The organism is Vibrio sp. R11-SG3-ISO9 (assembly GCF_059834255.1).
The window spans coordinates 51251-70361 of record NZ_JCBDGU010000034.1 but is presented as its reverse complement, the minus strand read 5'-3'; the positions used below and the strand labels follow the sequence as shown (position 1 = coordinate 70361).

The 19111-nt window shown below is 43.0% G+C and carries 15 protein-coding genes; 10 read left to right on the top strand and 5 right to left on the bottom strand.

The window, feature by feature from the left end; translation table 11 throughout:
- Positions 1–84: 84 nt before the first annotated feature.
- Positions 85–2925 (bottom strand): TIR domain-containing protein, encoded by a 2841-nt coding sequence (locus AC6R05_RS10805; RefSeq protein WP_500647352.1) that lies wholly within the window; start codon positions 2923–2925, stop codon positions 85–87.
- Positions 2926–3514: 589 nt separating this feature from the next.
- On the opposite strand from AC6R05_RS10805, the gene trxB reads away from it, so the two are divergent.
- From trxB to AC6R05_RS10785, 4 genes are all read left to right on the top strand, one after another.
- A complete protein-coding gene (trxB, locus tag AC6R05_RS10800; protein ID WP_032549248.1) occupies positions 3515–4474 on the top strand; it encodes a thioredoxin-disulfide reductase in 960 nt (319 codons plus the stop codon).
- 154 nt (positions 4475–4628) lie between these two features.
- Positions 4629–6413 carry a heme ABC transporter permease/ATP-binding protein CydD gene (cydD, locus tag AC6R05_RS10795; RefSeq protein ID WP_500647351.1) on the top strand — a complete coding sequence of 595 codons (1785 nt, stop codon included), beginning with the start codon at positions 4629–4631 and terminating at the stop codon, positions 6411–6413.
- The gene (cydC, locus tag AC6R05_RS10790) at positions 6406–8127 is read left to right on the top strand and encodes a heme ABC transporter ATP-binding protein/permease CydC (RefSeq protein WP_500647350.1); all 1722 of its coding nucleotides are present in this window, start codon (positions 6406–6408) and stop codon (positions 8125–8127) included. The genes cydD and cydC overlap by 8 nt, the downstream gene beginning before the upstream one ends.
- Before the next feature lie 781 nt (positions 8128–8908).
- Positions 8909–9604: a redoxin family protein gene (locus tag AC6R05_RS10785; protein ID WP_500647349.1), complete on the top strand. Its 696-nt coding sequence runs from the start codon at positions 8909–8911 to the stop codon at positions 9602–9604.
- A 74-nt stretch (positions 9605–9678) separates the two neighbouring features.
- Here AC6R05_RS10785 and nrdF read toward each other — a convergent pair whose 3' ends face one another.
- Genes nrdF through nrdH form a run of 4 tightly spaced genes read right to left on the bottom strand, consistent with a single transcriptional unit; the run spans position 9679 to position 13411 of the window.
- Positions 9679–10650: a class 1b ribonucleoside-diphosphate reductase subunit beta gene (gene nrdF / locus AC6R05_RS10780; RefSeq protein ID WP_500647348.1), complete on the bottom strand. Its 972-nt coding sequence runs from the start codon at positions 10648–10650 to the stop codon at positions 9679–9681.
- A 16-nt stretch (positions 10651–10666) separates the two neighbouring features.
- Positions 10667–12799, bottom strand: a complete 2133-nt coding sequence (nrdE, locus tag AC6R05_RS10775; RefSeq protein ID WP_500647347.1) for a class 1b ribonucleoside-diphosphate reductase subunit alpha — start codon at positions 12797–12799, stop codon at positions 10667–10669.
- Positions 12792–13190, bottom strand: a complete 399-nt coding sequence (gene nrdI / locus AC6R05_RS10770; RefSeq protein WP_500647346.1) for a class Ib ribonucleoside-diphosphate reductase assembly flavoprotein NrdI — start codon at positions 13188–13190, stop codon at positions 12792–12794. The genes nrdE and nrdI overlap by 8 nt, the downstream gene beginning before the upstream one ends.
- Positions 13187–13411: a glutaredoxin-like protein NrdH gene (gene nrdH, locus AC6R05_RS10765; RefSeq protein ID WP_150894961.1), complete on the bottom strand. Its 225-nt coding sequence runs from the start codon at positions 13409–13411 to the stop codon at positions 13187–13189. The genes nrdI and nrdH overlap by 4 nt, the downstream gene beginning before the upstream one ends.
- Positions 13412–13597: 186 nt before the next feature.
- Here nrdH and AC6R05_RS10760 point away from each other — a divergent pair, with 186 nt between their 5' ends.
- From AC6R05_RS10760 to AC6R05_RS10735, 6 genes are read left to right on the top strand one after another with little or no spacing between them, the layout of a single operon-like run.
- Complete coding sequence (locus tag AC6R05_RS10760; protein ID WP_150894963.1) at positions 13598–13966, top strand: iron-sulfur cluster assembly accessory protein; 369 nt, start codon at positions 13598–13600, stop codon at positions 13964–13966.
- Between the two features lie 2 nt (positions 13967–13968).
- Entirely contained in the window at positions 13969–15441 is a 1473-nt protein-coding gene (gene sufB, locus AC6R05_RS10755) for a Fe-S cluster assembly protein SufB (RefSeq protein WP_500647345.1), read from the top strand.
- A gap of 2 nt (positions 15442–15443) precedes the next feature.
- Positions 15444–16190, top strand: a complete 747-nt coding sequence (sufC, locus tag AC6R05_RS10750) for a Fe-S cluster assembly ATPase SufC (RefSeq protein ID WP_500647344.1) — start codon at positions 15444–15446, stop codon at positions 16188–16190.
- Positions 16180–17436: a Fe-S cluster assembly protein SufD gene (gene sufD / locus AC6R05_RS10745; RefSeq protein ID WP_500647343.1), complete on the top strand. Its 1257-nt coding sequence runs from the start codon at positions 16180–16182 to the stop codon at positions 17434–17436. Before sufC ends, sufD begins: the two co-directional genes overlap by 11 nt.
- The gene (locus AC6R05_RS10740; RefSeq protein ID WP_500647342.1) at positions 17429–18661 is read left to right on the top strand and encodes a cysteine desulfurase; all 1233 of its coding nucleotides are present in this window, start codon (positions 17429–17431) and stop codon (positions 18659–18661) included. The genes sufD and AC6R05_RS10740 overlap by 8 nt, the downstream gene beginning before the upstream one ends.
- 3 nt (positions 18662–18664) lie before the next feature.
- On the top strand, positions 18665–19081 hold the full coding sequence (locus tag AC6R05_RS10735) for a SufE family protein (protein WP_500647341.1): 417 nt from the start codon (positions 18665–18667) through the stop codon (positions 19079–19081).
- Positions 19082–19111: the final 30 nt, after the last annotated feature.

Here is a 19111-nt window from a genome sequence, read left to right as displayed (position 1 = left end):
TATAGTAAGAAGGTATATCGCCTATGCCTAACAAAATAGTCTAGAATAGAAACCACGAGCATTAATTCGTGGTTTCCATTGTATTTAAATTAGCGACTCAACAATGCTTCTCATCTTTTCATCAACTGCATTATTCATAATAAGAGTATAAACACTATCATGATATGATGAACATACTTGATAGTATGTTTCATCCGATTTTTCTAGTTTAACTTCTATAACACCTTTTGATATTAAACTTTCAAAAAAACTTACATTAATGCCTTTTACTTTATCAGAAAACTTCACATATGACTTTTTTTGGTCTATAAATCTAGCCCTATTAAAGAAAGAAGTGAAGAATGTTCTTAGCTCTTTTTCAACTAAAGCTCTGTTTTCTTTGATTCTAGTTTTTGACATTTCAACGACAACATCTAAATCACCCATTTGACATGAATCAAATATTACAGAGTCGAAATTATTAGGTACATTTGAATTATTAACATTTTCAAAAACACAATTGGAAAATTTTGTATTTTCAAATTTAGAGAAAGTGAAATTCTTGTAACCTATAAACCTTGAGTTTGAAATATGTAGATCGGAAAAATCCACAGCTTTACCATCGCCGTAGATCGCTAAGAAAAATAAGCTACCATCACCAAATATTGATTTTAACAAACTGGTCCTGTCTTGTTTAGACATTGTTTTATTTAGTTCTAGAAGCAGGTTTACTAAGAATGAAATGGCTCGAAAACGATAGTCATCCTTATGGAACACATCATCAAAGTTTAGTGTCCCCTTTATTTGACATATAACTAGACCAACCAAAGATATTGCTTTTTCTTTATCATTCTGAAAGTACTTCAAAACATCTTTGAAAACATTACTTTCACCATACGCATGTTTCGCTATTAGTTTTACTAATTCTTCATTCTTAGAATTGCTGTTAATATATTGAATTATGCTTATAGTATTAAAATAATCAGATATAAAATCATACTTAAAGTTGCACATGTTATTCTCAACAGAAATAAGGGGGTTCCTAATTAGCTTATCTGTTAAATCTTCCGCAACTTCAGGATAATAGACATCAATGATATTTTTTAAGTCCTGTATTGGGAATTTGTCACTATGTGATATTGCCAACTCCAAGAAAATATCCAAAACTTCACTTATAGATATCTCAATAGACTGTCTTACAGATTCTCGCCTTAATATTGAATAAACTAAATAGTCAGTAAGTTCTTTATTACTCTCATAGTCTTTATCTTTGAAAGACAACTCAAAACGTTGATGTTCTTCGCGCCCTGAATCCTCAACAATACCAGATAGCAGATCAACGATGAAAGGTAGTATTCGTTGATTTTCGTCCTTCGAGATTAAAGGGGTTACATTTGCCTTTGCAGCTCTTATCATTTGGTCACTTTTATCGTGACGTTTAAACCGCTTTTCAAAGTACTTTTGACACGTATCAACATCAAAACCTAATAGCGTATATTTATTTAAGTTTGAGTATTTTGAAACCAATTCTTCAGAAATAACGTCATTTCTTGAAGTAATGATTACTTTTGACGAAGTCATTTCTTTATTTAGATCGTCAATTGACTTCAAGAACAAATCGACATCAAATCCATCATGAAAAATTGGTATTAACTCATCCAATCCATCAATTATTAGAACTAATCTACCTGTCAATATAGATAACTCAAATGTAGTTTTATTAAACACATACTCATCTTCAGAGTTTATACAAACGGATGAGTACGCGTCATAAAGATCAAACACACTTTTTATATTTCTTCTGACTAGTAATTTAGAAGACTTTTTCATTTCTTCTGATTCAATAAATACAGTCACTGCATCGCTTTCTTTCTGGTAAAAGCTGGCCAAATTTGAGCATAATGTTGTTTTACCTGTTCCACCTGGCGCTATAATAACGTTAGCCGTAGACTGAACATCCTGTGTTAACTGTTTTTTAAGATAATCATACGCAGGTCCTAACTCAGTTTTATTTCCATCATTAGTCACTAATGGTTGATCAATAAAATTAGGTCTTGTATATATTCCTATATCACTTTTGGCATCTTCGTCAATACAATACTCCCAAATATAGTCTGAATAAGTAAGCTCAGTCAAAACAATATTCAATTTATTTTCTTTAAATAGTTTTGACAAATAACCTTTTTTGCTGCTGTTGAGTTTTAATACCGTTATTTGTTTAAGGTTAATATCATAAGCTTTAACAAGCTCACATATTCTAGCTACAGTTTTATCCAGAGAAATATTATTAAATAGAAATAAATAATATTGTATTTGCGGTGACTTGGTTTCCCAAAGTTCAAAATTAATCTTATTACCATTTGAATAATCTTTAGTTTGTGACTTATCAAAAAGCAGTTTTCTATTTTTATAGTTTATTTTAAGAAAGTCTTCGATACGCGTTATATTTTGAACAATATTTCTATCATTTATAGAATATTTCTTTGTAGGCCTAGTAGACTTGGACTTACCTTTAATGTGATCAAGAAGTTTGGTAAATGATCTTTCAAATTCTTGATCATTCCTAAAGTCAATATAGAATTTATTTCTAAGATAACGAGGTACATGATCACCTTCTCGTAAGATAGGGATAATATTACTATTCCCACTCCCCAAATTTTCATCCCAAAACCGAGATACTGCCAATGATGTTTCAATACCAACGCCACCGGTTCTATTATTGGCTTTTTCTGTATAGCCTTCTGTTATCAAAGGTAATATTAAGTCAGTATCAAAAACCGCTCTTTCCATAAAAAGATTTTTATCTGAAAATGAATCCAAGTCATACTGATCAAACGTAACACTTATTTCAAAATATTCTTCTAATCTATCCGCCAAAGTTTTAGCCCAATCTTGGTGTTTTTGGCTATCCCAGCTGTAGCTTACAAAAATCTTCTCATAGTTCATCAAATCAAATTCCAACCATATTACAAAGCTATTTAGATAAACAAATACAAATGAAGTTACCTTTGACTATCCAAATCATTTAACATATGTATTCGTTAGCACATAACGCCACAACATAACAAACAAATCCCACAAAAACTAATTGAATATTATAGATTTGTCGATTGATACAACCTTGACCTATACAAAATTCTGTATACATTCCCCACCTGTAGCGACTCACTCTAAGGAAGTGAAAAATTAGATAAACCCAACAGGAATACAAAAGAAGGTTTAACACTAGTACAGGCTGTTTCAAGTTCGATTACATTTACTAAGTTTTGTTGGTATTCTTCACCATGAAGCTTTTCCAAGACCTTCCAACTTCGTCTAGTTATCCAGCTTCTAAGCTTTGGTCTGTTATCGTAGTCCGCCCTCTCCCCCGAATGTTCTTACCGTTCTCCCAGCCACGACAACGTTTGTCTCGGTTAAGTTCTAACCTATAACGATTAATTACATTTGCGCCCTTGTTAAAACTTTAATTGCCCTCATATTTTCCATACAATCATCAGCGATTATAGATAAAAACGAATTCAACCTCGGAGTCCTCATGAGCGACGTAAAGCATTGTAATTTATTGATTCTTGGTTCTGGCCCTGCCGGCTACACTGCTGCTGTTTACGCAGCTCGTGCTAACCTAAACCCAGTTCTTGTTACCGGTATGCAGCAAGGTGGTCAATTAACAACAACCACTGAAGTTGAAAACTGGCCTGGCGATGCAGAAGGCCTAACAGGTCCGGGTCTTATGGAGCGTATGAAAGAGCACGCCGAGCGATTTGAAACTGAAATCCTATTCGACCACATTAACGAAGTTGATCTATCTAAGCGTCCTTTCACACTAAAAGGTGATTCAGGTGAGTACACTTGTGATGCACTGATCATCTCGACGGGTGCTTCAGCGAAATACCTAGGTCTTGAATCTGAAGAAGCATTCAAAGGCCGTGGCGTATCAGCGTGTGCTACATGTGATGGTTTCTTCTATCGTAACCAGAAAGTTGCAGTAGTTGGTGGCGGTAACACAGCCGTTGAAGAGGCACTTTACCTTTCAAACATCGCGTCTGAAGTTCACCTAATCCACCGTCGTGACACATTCCGCGCAGAGAAGATCTTGGTTAAGCGCTTAATGGACAAAGTTGAGAACGGTAACATCGTACTTCACACTGACCGCACCCTAGACGAAGTTCTTGGCGACGACATGGGTGTAACAGGTGTTCGCATTAAAGATACTCAGTCTGACAAGACAGAAGATATCGATGTAATGGGTGCGTTTATCGCTATCGGCCACCAGCCAAATACTGGCATCTTCAAAGGCCAACTAGAAATGAAGGACGATTACATCATCGTACAATCTGGCCTAGAAGGTAACGCGACACAAACCAGTATCGAAGGTGTGTTTGCTGCGGGCGACGTAATGGATCACAACTACCGTCAAGCTATCACATCAGCGGGTACAGGCTGTATGGCGGCACTTGATGCGGAACGTTTCCTAGACGGACTGACCGATAAGTAAAACCTCAGTTTTCAATTTTGCCGATTGGCACGTTAAATACTGAGTTTAAATACACTTTGTTATAATTCCCTAGAACCCCGTGGTATATCCACGGGGTTTTCTTTTGTATACTAGCCGCCCTCAACCGAATAATAATTATCATTAAGCCTTCATAATGGATAAGAAAAAACAACGCAGCTTGAATAAATGGCTTAAGCAACAAAGCGGCCTCGCAAAGCGCTGGCTCATGATTGCTATTGGCCTTGGCGTACTTTCAAGCGTGTTCTTGGTGGCGCAAGCTGCCCTTCTCGCCTCTATTCTTCATCAACTGATTATCGAACATGTCGATAAATCTGAGCTAGTCGGCCATTTTGCAGGTCTGGCTCTGTCGGTTGTTGGTCGAGCTGGTTGTACTTGGGGGCGAGAGATCGCCGGTTACCGTTGTGGTGAGCAAGTTCGTGTTTATATCCGTCAGCTGATTCTCGATAAGCTTCGAGAGCTTGGCCCAGCCTACATCAAAGGCAAGCCAGCAGGCACATGGGCAACGCTGCTTCTAGAGCAAGTCGAAGACATGCAAGACTTTTTCTCGCGTTACCTGCCTCAGATGTCTCTTTCGGTGATGATTCCGTTTGTTATCTTGGTGGTGGTATTCCCAGTGAACTGGGCAGCCGGTCTTATCTTCCTAATCACTGCACCACTGGTTCCTATCTTTATGGCACTGGTGGGTATGAAGGCAGCCGATGCCAACCGCAAGAACTTTAAGGCGCTGCAACGATTGTCTGGTCACTTCTACGACCGTCTACAATCAATGACGACGATTCGCTTGTTTGACCGCACATCAGCGGAAACAGAAGTGCTGCACGGTGCATCGGAAGTGTTCCGTACGCGCACCATGGATGTATTGAAGATCGCTTTCCTATCTTCTGCGGTTCTAGAATTCTTCACGTCGCTCTCTATCGCAATGACAGCGGTTTACTTCGGCTTCACTTACATTGGTGAGCTGAACTTCGGCCACTACGGTGCTGGGGTGACTCTGTTCGCAGGTCTATTTATTTTGATTCTTGCACCTGAGTTTTACCAACCTCTGCGCGATCTGGGTACCTTCTATCACGCTAAGCAACAAGCGGTAGGTGCTGCAGAGAGCATTGTTGAGTTCCTAGAAACAGACATCAACAAAGTAAAATCAGGTGATACGCAGCTAAACAGCGACGCTGGAATATCCATTGAAGCTCAAGACCTAAAAGTGCTGAGCCCAGAGGGTGTGCAGTTAGTTGGCCCTATCAGTTTTGCGCTTAATACTCAGCAATCCACTGCCCTTGTTGGCCCAAGTGGTGCGGGTAAAACAAGTTTGATCAATGCTATTCTTGGTTTCATGCCTTATGAAGGAAGCTTGAAAATCAATGGTGTTGAGTTAAGAGAGCTTGATCTTGCGTCTTGGCGTAAAGCAATCAGCTGGGTTGGTCAAAATCCGCTGCTACTGCACGGCACTATCCGTGACAATGTCACGCTAGGTAAGCAAGACATCAGTGATCAAACTGTTCAACAAGCGCTAGAGCAATCTTTCGCGGATGAGTTTGTTCAAGAGCACGGACTGGATTACATAATCTCGGATCGCTCAGGCGGCCTGTCTGTCGGTCAGTCACAACGTTTAGCGCTTGCTCGTGCGATGATTCAAAATGGTCAATTCTGGTTACTGGATGAACCAACCGCCAGCCTAGATACGCGCAGTGAAAAACTGGTCATGCAAGGCATCAACAACCGCATCCAAAACAATACTGCCCTACTCGTGACGCACCAACTTGCGCCGCTGCAATCGGTAGACAACATCCTAGTTCTGCGCGACGGTACGCTCGTCGAGCAAGGCAACTTCAATGAACTGTCTCAGTCTGGCGGTCTGTTTGAAGAGATGCTAAACGCGAATTTGGCTCAACAAGATAATGAGGGTAATTTAGATGCGTGATTTACTGCCTTACCTGAAACTGTATAAGAAACATTGGTTTGGGCTGTCTTTGGGCATGCTACTTGCCTTCTTAACCTTAGCCGCATCTATCGGTTTGTTGACTTTGTCTGGTTGGTTCATTTCTGCTTCTGCGGTTGCTGGCCTGACGATCGCTCGTGAAACCTTTAACTACATGTTGCCAGGTGGTGGCGTGCGTGGTCTTGCAATGAGCCGTACCGCTGGCCGTTGGGGTGAGCGTGTGGTGAGCCACAATGCGACCTTCAAGCTGTTAACTGATCTACGTATCTTCTTCTTCAAAAAGCTGGCACCACTTATCCCAGGTCGTATTTCAAACCTGCGTGATGCTGACCTGCTTAACCGCTTGGTTGCTGATGTGGATGCGATGGACCATGTCTACCTGCGACTGGTAAGCCCGGTGACTGTGGGTGTGTTGGGTATCTTCTTCCTAACAGCATTTTTGATGTGGTTTGATAGCTCTCTAGGCTTAATCTTAGGCTCTATCCTATTGATCATGTTGATCATCTGGCCGGTATTGTTCTACAAGCTGGGTCAACGCAACGGTGGCGAGCTAACTCAGAACAAAGCAGAGCTACGTGTTACCACACTAGACTGGATTGAAGGCTACAGCGAGCTAACACTGTTTGGTGCTGAAGAACGCTACCGCAACGCGATTCTAAACACGCAACAAAAACTGATGGCGAACCAGTTCGTCAATGCCAACCTAACGGGTATGGCGTCGGCAGCATTGATGCTGTTCAACGGTTTAACTTTAGTGTTGATGCTTTGGTTAGCGGCTGATGGCGTTGGTGGCAATGCACCAGATCCGCTGATCGCATTGATGGCGTTCGCAACAATGGCGAGCTTTGAACTGCTTATGCCTATCGCAGGTGCGTTCCAGCATTTAGGTCAAACGTTAACTTCGGCGCGTCGCTTGAATGAAGTGATTCTGTCTGAACCAGAAGTTCAGTTCAGCGATAGCAAGCTTGATATCGACCAACCGCTGGATATTCAATTCAACGCGGTTTCATTCCAGTATCCAGATTCTGAGCGCACGGTATTGAACTCAGTTGACCTATCGATTCCGGCGAACAACAAAGTAGCGATTGTCGGCCAAACAGGTTCAGGTAAATCGACTTTGATTCAGTTGCTGACTCGCTATTGGGATCCAAAACTTGGCGTGATTTCTATTGCGGGCATCGACCTAACCCAATGGAATGAGAGCCAGCTACGCGAATCCATCAGTGTAGTAAGCCAGCGTGTTGATATCCTCAACGGTAGCCTGCGTGACAACCTACTGATTGCTAAGCCACAAGCTAGCGACGAAGAGCTGCAAGACATTCTGTCGAGCGTTGGCCTTGAGAAACTGCTTGAAGACAATGCACTCGATGCATGGTTAGGTGACGGAGGCCGTCAGCTTTCTGGTGGCGAGAAGCGTCGTATCGGCATTGCACGTGCCATTCTCCACGATGCCCCTATCCTACTGTTGGATGAGCCTACCGAAGGCCTAGATAAACAGACAGAGAAAAGCATCATGGCGCTGTTTGAGCAGCACTTCGAAGGCAAGACGGTTATCTTCATTACTCACCGTTTGATTGGACTAGAGAAGATGGATTCTATCGTCTTGATTGAGCAAGGTGAGATTGTAGAACAAGGCTCTCATAGTGAGCTGCTGTCGGGTGAAGGTCGTTACTTCCAACTTCGACAAGCTATCTAAAACAGCGTCTCTTTTCTCAAGATAAAACGACAAAGCCCGAGCACAATGTACTCGGGCTTTTTGTTACCTCTCCTTTGACCATCCTGCGATGGCGTTTTCGCTCCCTAATCGTCGTTCCATTTTCATGAGAAAGTATAAAGATGCTTCTTAAAGCAACGGCTGCAACGACAGCGCCACGAATTGGGGTAACACAATCGCTGTAATGCCGTTCGTCTTACTCTTCTAAGCACACTCTCCAATCGACACTTTTCGCACACCCTTACGATATACATATTATGTTGATAAGGTCTCAAATCACTCTTTCTCACTCATATCTAAAGTCTTTCTACACAGTTGCTTTTCTAATTATCACTTTAGGTATACAAGGTAAGGTGTTCTATTCAGACTCAGTCACGTCAGTATTCGCTGATGACTATCTCTGTTGATGGGTAAAGTACAATGGCGCATTTCCCAAGTCCTAACAAAAACGACACCAATATAAAAAGTCTTTGGTCACTGAACATCGCCACCAAATATGATGTTCGAGAAAAGGTAATCAAGGCGCTATTTCGAAAAAGAATGTTGATAATCAACCGTTTGAAACCGTTAATAAGAAATGAAGATATTAATAATTAGAACAATGAGTTAGGACTTTTCTCCACAAAAAGAAACAAGCCTAATCGCTGTTTGAATTTGCGAGATATGAATTATTTGGAATCAATTATATTTTTGTTTATATCGAAATTTTCGCGCTCACTACACTGGTGTTCTTCTACTGTTTATCAACTAAAGGAAAACCATTGTGAAACTCAACCGCACAACCATTGCCAACCTAAGCGACCTATTTAAGTCATCAAAGAACAAGCTCAAACTCACTAAACACAACGCTCTGTTTTTAATGAGTGCACTGGCTATATCATCAACAGTTGAAGCTGGTCATGGTCAGTTCTCAACAACTAGCGACAATGCACCAACTGGTAGTAATCAAACATTAACTATGTTCCAAGACACCACCTTTAACCTAGTAGGCGAGTCACTGTCTGTTGGTGATAAACTGCCATCTGTATCTTTGTTAACCAGTACAAATCAGGCTTACGATACGACTGCAGAAAATAAAAAAGTTCGTATCTTTAGCGTGCTGGCTTCTGTCGACACTCCCGTTTGTGATCAACAGCTTCAAGACCTTTCTGACTTTGTGTATGACAATGAGCAACTTAATGAGATTGAGTTTATTGGGCTTAGTGCAGACACTACTTTTGCATTAGACCGATTCCAGAATGACAAGTGCTTGTCTGAAGACCTATTACTACTATCCGATGCAAAAGACCACGCATTTGGTTTTAAGACGGGTACACAGATCAATGAGTTGGGGTTACTCGCGAGAACGACATTTGTTGTCGATAAGAACAACACCATCGTCTACCTACAACGCGTTCCTGAGCTGACAACGATTCCAGATCTTGAAAAAGCGGTTGAAGTAGCCAAGAAGCACATTTAATTCATCGGCTAATCAGCGAGTGAATTAATCGCATCGCCAATAAAAAATCCGAGTATCAATACTCGGATTTTTGTTTAGAAGTCCCAATCGTCATCTTCAGTCGCCACAGCTTTACCTATCACATAGGAGGAGCCAGAACCTGAGAAGAAGTCATGGTTTTCATCCGCATTTGGCGAAAGTGCCGCCATGATTGCCGGATTGACCTGACATAATTCATCGGGGAAGAGTGCTTCAAAGCCTAAGTTCATCAATGCTTTATTGGCGTTGTAGTGTAAGAAGTGTTTAACATCCTCTGTTAGACCTACTTGGTCATAAAGCGACTCTGTGTATTGCGTTTCAATTTCATACAAAGAGAACATAAGCGAGTACGCTTCATCCTTTACTCTCGCTTGCTCAACTTCATCCAGCTCCTGAAAAGCGAGCTGAAATTTGTATCCAATGTAATAACCGTGGATGGCTTCGTCTCGGATAATAAGACGGATTAAGTCCGCCGTATTAGTCAGTTTCGCTCGGCTTGACCAATGCATCGGCAAGTAGAAACCTGAGTAGAACATGAAGCTTTCAAGAAATACGCTCGCTACCTTTTTCTTAAGCGGGTCGTCCGTTGATAAGTAATCTTCTAGAATCAACTGAGCCTTCTTCTGGAGTAACGGGTTTTCTTCCGCCCATCGAAATGCTTCGTCAATTTGTGGCGTGGTACACAAGGTTGAAAACACCGAAGAGTAACTACGAGCATGCACTGCTTCCATAAAAGCGATATTGGTCAACACTGCTTCTTCGTGTGGCGTTCGAGCATCCTCCATCAAAGCCGGAGCCCCCACAGAGTTTTGAATTGTGTCGAGCAGGGTCAGCCCAGTAAACACCCGAATCGTTAATGTTTGCTCATCTTCGGTCAACTGCTTCCATGTCTGAATATCATTCGACAATGGCACCTTTTCTGGAAGCCAAAAATTCACCGTTAGACGATTCCAAATCTCTAGGTCTTTGTCATCTATCATACGGTTCCAGTTAATTGCTCGTACTGGACCTGATTCCATCTGTTTCATTGAGTTTATCCCTTATTTACAGTGAGCAAGACACACAACCTTCGACTTGCGTGCCTTCAAGCGCTTTCTGTCGCATACGGATGTAGTAAAGCGTCTTAATTTTCTTTTTCCATGCGTAGATCTGAGCTTTATTGATGTCTCGTGTCGTCACTTCATCATCAAAGAACAGAGTTAGTGACAAGCCTTGATCGACGTGCTCTGTCGCTGCGGCATACACATCAATAATCGCTTTAGGGCCAATGGCATACGCATCACGGAAGTACTCCAGATTTTCATTGTTCAAGTAAGGCGCAGGGAAGTAAACACGACCAATCTTACCCTCTTTTCGAATCTCAACTTTGGCGGTCACAGGGTGAATAGACGCCGTAGAGTCGTTGATGTAACTAATAGAGCCTGTAGGTGGAATCGCCTGTAGATTTCGGTTGTAAAGGCCAGAGCTCATCACCGTTTGTTTCAGCTCTTTCCACTCGGAAACTGTCGGTACACGTATATCTAGGCGTTCAAATAGCGCTTTGACGACTTCTGACTTTGGAGAGAAATCTTGTTCTAGATACTTACTGAAGAATGAGCCGTCACTGTAAGTGGAGTTTTCAAACCCCTTGAACACGCTCTTTTTCTCTTGAGCGAGTTTGTTAGACGCAACGAGGCAGTGGTACAAGATGCAGGCAAAATAGCTGCCAGTGAAATCAATCGCTTCAGGGGAGTCGTAATGAATTCGCTCACGTGCCAAGAATCCGTGCAGGTTCATTTGACCTAAACCAATCGCGTGCCCCTCATCATTCCCTTTTCGAATGGACGGTACACTATTGATGGCACTCATCTCTGACACAGCATTCAAGGCTCGAATTGCCGTCTCTACGGTTTGCGATAGCTGCCCACCATCCAAGGCTTTAGCGATATTAATCGAACCTAGGTTGCATGAGATATCTCGCCCAGTATGGTTGTAGTTCAAGTCATCATCGAAGCTCGACGCCTCATTCACTTGAAGAATCTCCGAGCATAAGTTGGACATGTTGATGCGACCCTCAATCGGGTTGGCTTGATTCACCGTATCTTCAAACATGATATATGGGTAGCCAGACTCAAATTGGATCTCTGCCAATGTTTGGAAAAGACCTCGCGCGTTGATCTTCCCTTTCCGAATTCTTGGGTCATCCACCATTTCATGATACTTCTCGGTCACGCTGATTTCCGAGAAAGGCACGCCGTAAACACGCTCTACATCATGAGGGGAAAACAGGTACATATCCTTGTTTTGCTTGGCTAACTCCAGCGTAATATCAGGAATAACCACTCCAAGACTCAGTGTCTTAATTCGAATTTTCTCATCGGCATTTTCTCTTTTTGTATCGAGAAACTGCATGATGTCGGGATGATGAACATTTAGGTAAACCGCACCTGCTCCCTGCCTTGCACCTAATTGGTTTGCGTAAGAGAAGCTATCTTCGAGTAGCTTCATCACCGGCACAACTCCCGAACTTTGGTTAAGAATTCCCTTAATTGGCGCGCCCTGCTCTCTTAAATTGCTAAGAAGAAGTGCAACGCCACCACCACGACGCGACAGCTGCAACGAAGAGTTTATTGCTCGCCCAATACTCTCCATGTTGTCTTCAATCCTCAGCAAAAAGCATGAGATCAATTCACCACGACTTTTCTTACCAGCGTTGATAAAGGTTGGCGTAGCCGGTTGAAAACGCTGATGGATGATCTCCTCCATCAGTGCAAGAGCAAAGTCACAATCACCTCGTGCCAATAAGAGTGCCGTCATCACAACTCGGTCTTCAAACCGCTCAAGGTATCTCTTACCATCTCGTGTCTTCAGTGCGTAGGAAGTGAAAAACTTGTAGGCACCTAAGAAGGTACGGAAGCGAAATTTGATTTGATAAGCTTGCTGCCAAATCTGATGAAGAAAACTGCGGTCATACTGTTCAATAACTTCCGACTCGTAATAGCCTTCTCTCAGAAGATAGTCTATTTTCTCATCCAAGTTATGGAAAAAGACCGTATTTTGATTCACATGTTGTAAGAAAAATTGGCGAGCAGCTTGCTTATCTGCCTCAAATTGAATCGCCCCTTGATCATCGAGCAGATTCAACATCGCATTTAGAGCATGGTAGTCAAGAGACTCATTCTCGAAGTGGTTATCCATGATGTTTCCAAAATTGTTTTAACCCGTCACGAACGATTTCAACATCGTTCTGGGTTCCTGATAGTTCGAAACGGTACAAGAGTGGTACATTGCACTTTTCAGCGACAATCGCACCACCACGAGCAAACAACGCCCCAAAGTTTCGATTTCCCGACGCGATCACGCCTTTAATCAATGCGCGATTTTTCGGATTATTCAATATGCGTATAACAGACTTAGGCACGGCTCCCCGCCCTTCTCCGTCAGCATATGTTGGGCATATGAGCACGAATGGCTGTTCAATCTCGGGTAGCCCTTTAACATCCTCAATAGGAAGCCGAATTGCCGACATTCCTAGCTGTTCTACAAATCGCTGGGTATTGCCTGAGGCACTCGAGTAGTAAACGATCATTGTCCCAAAGCGCTGATCATGTCAGGTCGAAAACCCGACCAGTGACGACCATTGGCCACCACCACTGGGGCCTGTCGATAACCCAGTGATTGAACCCTCTCCATCGCGACTTCATCCAGCGTTAGATCAACAACGGTATGCTCGATACCTTTGCTCTGTAATGCCTTCACTGTCGCAGTGCATTGAACACATTGTGGTTTCGAGTAGACGACGATATCCATATAGTACAACCTCACTTAAATCTTAATGATAACCATTATCAAATATAACGTGGCACATATAGTATTTGTAGATTTAATTTTGTCAATATATTGATCTGCACACCAAAAACCATAAAAAATGCATGGTTGATATGAAAATGATAATCAATATCATTCGATAGCAGTAATCAACTATGAGGCAGTAAGGTGAGTATTCCGAGTTCTGGTTCTAACGAAATATCAATACATGACATGCAGTGGCTAGGCGTCACTTTGAGTGAAGATGCCGCCAGCAGAATCACTCAACTAGCGGGTGAGAAACAGCACTTCCACCTGACAGTGAAATCCTCTGGCTGTACGGGGTTTGCCTACGTTGTAACCCTTATTGAACAACCATCAGAAGGCGACATTAAATATGAGTCTCATAACGTTGTTTTTTATGTCGCTCTCCAAGCAATGCCTATGGTCGATGGCACTGAGATTGACTTTGTACGTCAAGGGCTAAATAGCAATTTTGTATACAACAATCCCAAAGTAAAAAACCTTTGTGGATGTGGTGAGAGTTTTGGAGTTTAAGCATGTGTGCAGTTGAAACGCAGCCTGAAGTTGAAGAGATGCTGCAAAGTACTCACTACCGTGAAGGTTTCTACACAGAGCTGTCTTCAGATACTTTATCAAAAGGGATCAATGAACAGGTTGTCAGAGCGATTTCCGCAAAGCGCAACGAACCTGAATGGATGTTGGAATTTCGCCTGAAAGCGTTCCAACAATGGCTAGAAATGGAGGAGCCACATTGGCTCAAAGCCGACTACCCTGAGCTCAACTACCAAGATTACAGTTACTATTCAGCTCCGAGCTGCTCAAGTTGCGATAATGCTGGTAACGACAACAGTGACGATGGGTCAAATGAGTTCTTAACCGAAGAAGTAGAAACTGCTTTTGAAGCACTTGGTGTCCCAGTAAGAGAAGGATCTGAAGTTGCTGTAGACGCCATTTTTGATTCGGTTTCTGTTACCACCACCTATCGAAAAGAGCTGCAAGAGCTGGGGATTATCTTCTGTTCATTTAGTGAAGCTATTCAAGAATACCCAGACCTTGTTCAACAATATTTGGGCACCGTTGTCCCTCCTAAAGACAATTTCTTTGCAGCCTTAAACGCCGCGGTAGCTTCTGACGGGACCTTTGTGTACATCCCCAAAGGTGTCAGGTGCCCTCGAGAGCTCTCTACCTACTTTAGAATCAATCAAGCCAAAACAGGCCAATTTGAACGCACCATTCTTGTCGCCGATGAAGATTCCTACGTGAGTTACATTGAAGGCTGCTCCGCTCCCATGCGAGACAGCTACCAACTTCACGCAGCCGTGGTAGAGGTGATCATTCATAAAAACGCGGAAGTGAAATACTCCACCGTCCAAAACTGGTTCTCCGGCGAAGAAGATTCCAAAGGCGGGATTCTTAACTTTGTAACCAAACGAGCCGTTTGTGAGGGTCACCACAGCAAGATGTCTTGGACTCAGTCCGAAACAGGTTCTGCAATCACTTGGAAATACCCGAGCGTCATTTTAAAGGGCGATTACTCAGTCGGCGAGTTTTTCTCAGTTGCTTTAACCAATGGCGTTCAACAGGCGGATACCGGAACCAAGATGGTCCATATCGGGAAACATACGCGCTCTACGATCATCTCAAAAGGGATCTCTGCTGGCAAAAGCCAAAACAGCTACCGAGGGCTGGTTAAAGTGACTCCTAACGCTGAAGGTGCGAGGAACTTTACTCAGTGTGATTCGATGTTAATTGGCGATCAATGCGGCGCGCACACCTTCCCATATATCGAAGTCAAAAATCCATCCGCTCATGTTGAACATGAAGCCACAACATCTCGAATCGGCGAAGACCAACTCTTTTACTGTGTCCAACGAGGCATCAGTGAAGACAACGCGATTTCAATGATTGTGAATGGCTTTTGTAAAGACGTATTTTCAGAATTACCACTCGAATTCGCTGTTGAAGCCCAGAAGCTTTTATCAATCAGCCTCGAGCATAGTGTGGGATAAACATGTTAGAAATTAAAGATTTGCACGTTAGCGTTGAAGAAAACGCTATCCTAAAGGGCATTAACCTAACCGTTAAACCCGGTGAAGTTCATGCCATCATGGGACCAAATGGTTCAGGAAAAAGTACACTATCGGCAACACTAGCAGGAAAAGACGATTACGAAGTCGACAGCGGCGAGATTATTTTCAAAGGCCAAGATCTCACTGAACTCGATTCAGAAGAGAGAGCGGGCGAAGGCGTATTTTTGGCTTTCCAATACCCCGTCGAGATTCCTGGTGTGAGCAACAAGCTGTTTCTCAATACTGCTCTCAACGAAATTCGCGAATATCGTGGTCTAGAACCTATCGACCGCTTCGACTTTGAAGACCTACTCGAAGAGAAAGCCCAACTACTGAAAATGCCTCCACACCTCTTGCAACGCTCTGTTAATGAGGGCTTTTCAGGTGGTGAGAAAAAGCGCAATGATATCTTGCAAATGGCGGTACTTTCTCCCGATCTTTGCATACTCGACGAGACCGATTCAGGTCTAGATATTGATGCGCTTAAGGCGGTATCAGAAGGTGTGAACGCATTACAGAATAAGCAGCGTGCCTTTATTCTGGTGACGCACTATCAACGCATCCTTAACTACATCAAGCCCGATTTCGTCCATGTGTTATACAAGGGAAAAATCGTAAAATCTGGCGACCATACGTTAGCTCACAAATTAGAGGAGAAAGGTTATGGGTGGATCATTGATGAAGAATAAACTCTCATTGCTTGATTCATTTCAAACCCTTGTTCAACCAAATGAGTGGCAGAATAAGCAGTGGTTGAAATTGCTTGATGTTGAGCTCCCCTCTTCTAAGCATGAAGACTGGAAATACACACCGCTCGACCGACTGAAAGCACTTGAAATGATTAGTGCTCCTGAACAACCTGCAGCGAACACGCCATACAATGAATTCAGTTTAGATATTGACGCTTATCGACTCGTTTTCGTTGACGGATACTTCTCTGCAAGATACTCAGACTGGATCCCCAAAGTTCGCGTGACGCCAATAAGTGTACTGTCACCCATCGAAACCGACGAGTTATCACGTTCGATAAAGCCGGATGCTTTTACTTACATTACTGATGCCACTGCTTCGTGTGGCGTGTTAATCGAAGTGGAAGCTAACACGCAGGTTTCAAAGCCGATATACCTGCTGCATGTAAATTCAAGTAAGCAAGGAGATGTGTCGAGCTACAGAAACCACATTGAAGTGGCTGCTCATTCGGAAATCAACGTCATCGAGCACCATGTCTCTGAAGGCGCTGGTGGTGGGGTTACGTTATCTCGTTTAACTCAGCATATTGGTTGCGGTGCACATTATCATCACACAAAGGTAATCGAAGAGTCCTCCGCACAACACCACTTTGGACACAATGATATAACGGTCAACGCGCATGCAAGCGCCCACTCTTGCTGCCTACTTTACTCGGGGCAACTTATCCGCCACCAAGTCAGCAGTTTACTCGCTGGGGAACAAGGCTTTGTGTCTATGGATAGCGTATCACTGCCTCAATCTGAAGAGGTTTTCGATACTCGCACCTATCTCAAGCACAATGCGCCACACTGTTTAAGTGAACAAAATCATAAAATTATCGCTCGTGACCAATCTAAGTCGGTATTTGATGGAATGATTTACGTTGATCCTGTAGCGCAAAAAACAGACGGGCAAATGGATACTCACAGTCTTATTCTAGGTGATCATGCTCAAGTCAATTCCAAGCCTAAATTAGAGATCTATGCCGACGACGTAAAGTGCAGTCACGGTGCTACCACCGGACAGATTGACCCAAATCAGATCAACTACTTACGCGCACGAGGCATTCCAAAACAACGCGCTGAACATATGATTACATCTGCTTTTGCCATTGATGTGGCTGAAAGAATTAAACATCCCGCATTAAGGCAATACGCGATAGATAAAATCAACGCGTCACTAAATAAAGAGAGCGACCATGATTGATTCCATCGTCACAGCAAGTCCTTGGTTTAGTGACTTCCCTGCCTTAAAAACTCAAGTTTACGACAAGCCTCTCGTCTACTTAGACAGCGCTGCGACTGCTCAAACGCCTCAGGTCGTCATTGATCGCATGACACAGTTCTACCAACATGATTACGCTAGCGTTCATCGCGGTGTCCATTTCTTAAGCTCTAAAGCGACCGAAGAGATGGAGCTGGTTAGAGAAAAAGTTAGCCACTTTATTTCAGCAAGATCACGCGAGAATATTGTTTTTACCAAAGGCACCACCGAAGCCATCAACCTTGTTGCCAACAGTTATTTACGACCAAGGTTAAAACCGGGCGACGAAATCATCGTGACCGAAATGGAGCACCACGCCAACCTCGTTCCTTGGCAACTGCTCTCTGAGATTTACGATATCACCATTCGTGTTTGGCCGATGGCGGAGAATGGTTATCTGAACTTGAATGACCTTGTCTCTTTAATGAACAACAAAACCAAGCTGCTTGCGATCAGCCATGTTTCCAATGTTCTGGGACGAGTTAATCCAATTAAAACCATTGTTAAAGCGGCGCACAAAGCTAAAGTGCCAGTGTTGGTCGATGGTGCTCAAGCTGTCATGCACCAAGAAATAAACGTGACCGATCTAGGTTGTGATTTCTACGCGTTCTCTGGCCATAAATTGTATGGCCCTACGGGAATCGGTGTCCTTTATGCAAAAAAGGAACATCTGGATAGTATGGTCCCTTGGGAAGGCGGCGGTGCAATGATCGATCAAGTGACACTACCTCTGGGGACTTCATTTGGTCAGGCGCCGTGGAAGTTCGAAGCGGGAACACCAAACATCGCGGGGATTTTAGGTTTAGGGGCAGCAATAGACTATCTAGAAGCGATTGGCTTCAAAGAGATCTCCGCCTACGAAAAAAGCATTATGTACTATCTGATTGATAGCATTAAACAACTCCCTGAAATAGAGCTTTATGGCGACGATGAAAATCGAACCGGTCTATTGGCGTTTAATATGAAAAACCAGCACTCATTCGATGTTGGCTCTTTCCTAGACAGATATGGAATTGCGATTCGTACCGGCCATCACTGTGCAATGCCGCTGATTAAGCGCCTTGGCCAGAATTCGGTTTGTAGAGCGTCTGTAGGCATGTATACCGGGCCAAAAGATGTAGACATGCTTTGCCAAGCATTAAAGCGAATTAGCCAACTATTAAGGTAATGTATGACCCCTGACAAACTTAAACGAAACTTTGACCGATGCGCCGACTGGGAAGAGCGTTATGTCTACCTTATCGAGTTAGGAGAAAGGCTACAGGCGTTCCCCATAGCCAAGTTAGACGATGAATACCTTATTGCCGGATGCCAAAGTAACGTGTGGCTGGATCTTACTGTTGATCAACAAGGTAAAATGTCAATTCAGGCGACCAGTGACTCATCACTAGTCAAAGGTTTACTGGCTCTCGTTGTCATTGCATACAACAACCAAACCGTCGGTGGTATTCTGAAATTCGACATCAAAGCATGGTTTACTCAACTGGATTTGCAATCTCAGTTAAGCCCTAGTCGTAGCCAAGGTTTGGAAGCTATCGTAAGACACATACTCAGCCATGCTCGCATAGTTCAACGTCAATCCGAATAAGAACATCCATAATCCACTCCGTTGCTTGTT

Bases quoted from the DNA above. Each gene is read 5' to 3' on its own strand.
- AC6R05_RS10805 (WP_500647352.1), bottom strand. From the start codon at position 2,925: ATGAACTATGAGAAGATTTTTGTAAGCTACAGCTGGGATAGCCAAAAA.
- trxB (WP_032549248.1), top strand. From the start codon at position 3,515: ATGAGCGACGTAAAGCATTGTAATTTATTGATTCTTGGTTCTGGCCCT.
- cydD (WP_500647351.1), top strand. From the start codon at position 4,629: ATGGATAAGAAAAAACAACGCAGCTTGAATAAATGGCTTAAGCAACAA.
- cydC (WP_500647350.1), top strand. From the start codon at position 6,406: ATGCGTGATTTACTGCCTTACCTGAAACTGTATAAGAAACATTGGTTT.
- nrdF (WP_500647348.1), bottom strand. From the start codon at position 10,650: ATGAAACAGATGGAATCAGGTCCAGTACGAGCAATTAACTGGAACCGT.
- nrdE (WP_500647347.1), bottom strand. From the start codon at position 12,799: ATGGATAACCACTTCGAGAATGAGTCTCTTGACTACCATGCTCTAAAT.
- nrdI (WP_500647346.1), bottom strand. From the start codon at position 13,190: ATGATCGTTTACTACTCGAGTGCCTCAGGCAATACCCAGCGATTTGTA.
- nrdH (WP_150894961.1), bottom strand. From the start codon at position 13,411: ATGGATATCGTCGTCTACTCGAAACCACAATGTGTTCAATGCACTGCG.
- sufB (WP_500647345.1), top strand. From the start codon at position 13,969: ATGTGTGCAGTTGAAACGCAGCCTGAAGTTGAAGAGATGCTGCAAAGT.
- sufC (WP_500647344.1), top strand. From the start codon at position 15,444: ATGTTAGAAATTAAAGATTTGCACGTTAGCGTTGAAGAAAACGCTATC.
- sufD (WP_500647343.1), top strand. From the start codon at position 16,180: ATGAAGAATAAACTCTCATTGCTTGATTCATTTCAAACCCTTGTTCAA.
- AC6R05_RS10740 (WP_500647342.1), top strand. From the start codon at position 17,429: ATGATTGATTCCATCGTCACAGCAAGTCCTTGGTTTAGTGACTTCCCT.
- AC6R05_RS10735 (WP_500647341.1), top strand. From the start codon at position 18,665: ATGACCCCTGACAAACTTAAACGAAACTTTGACCGATGCGCCGACTGG.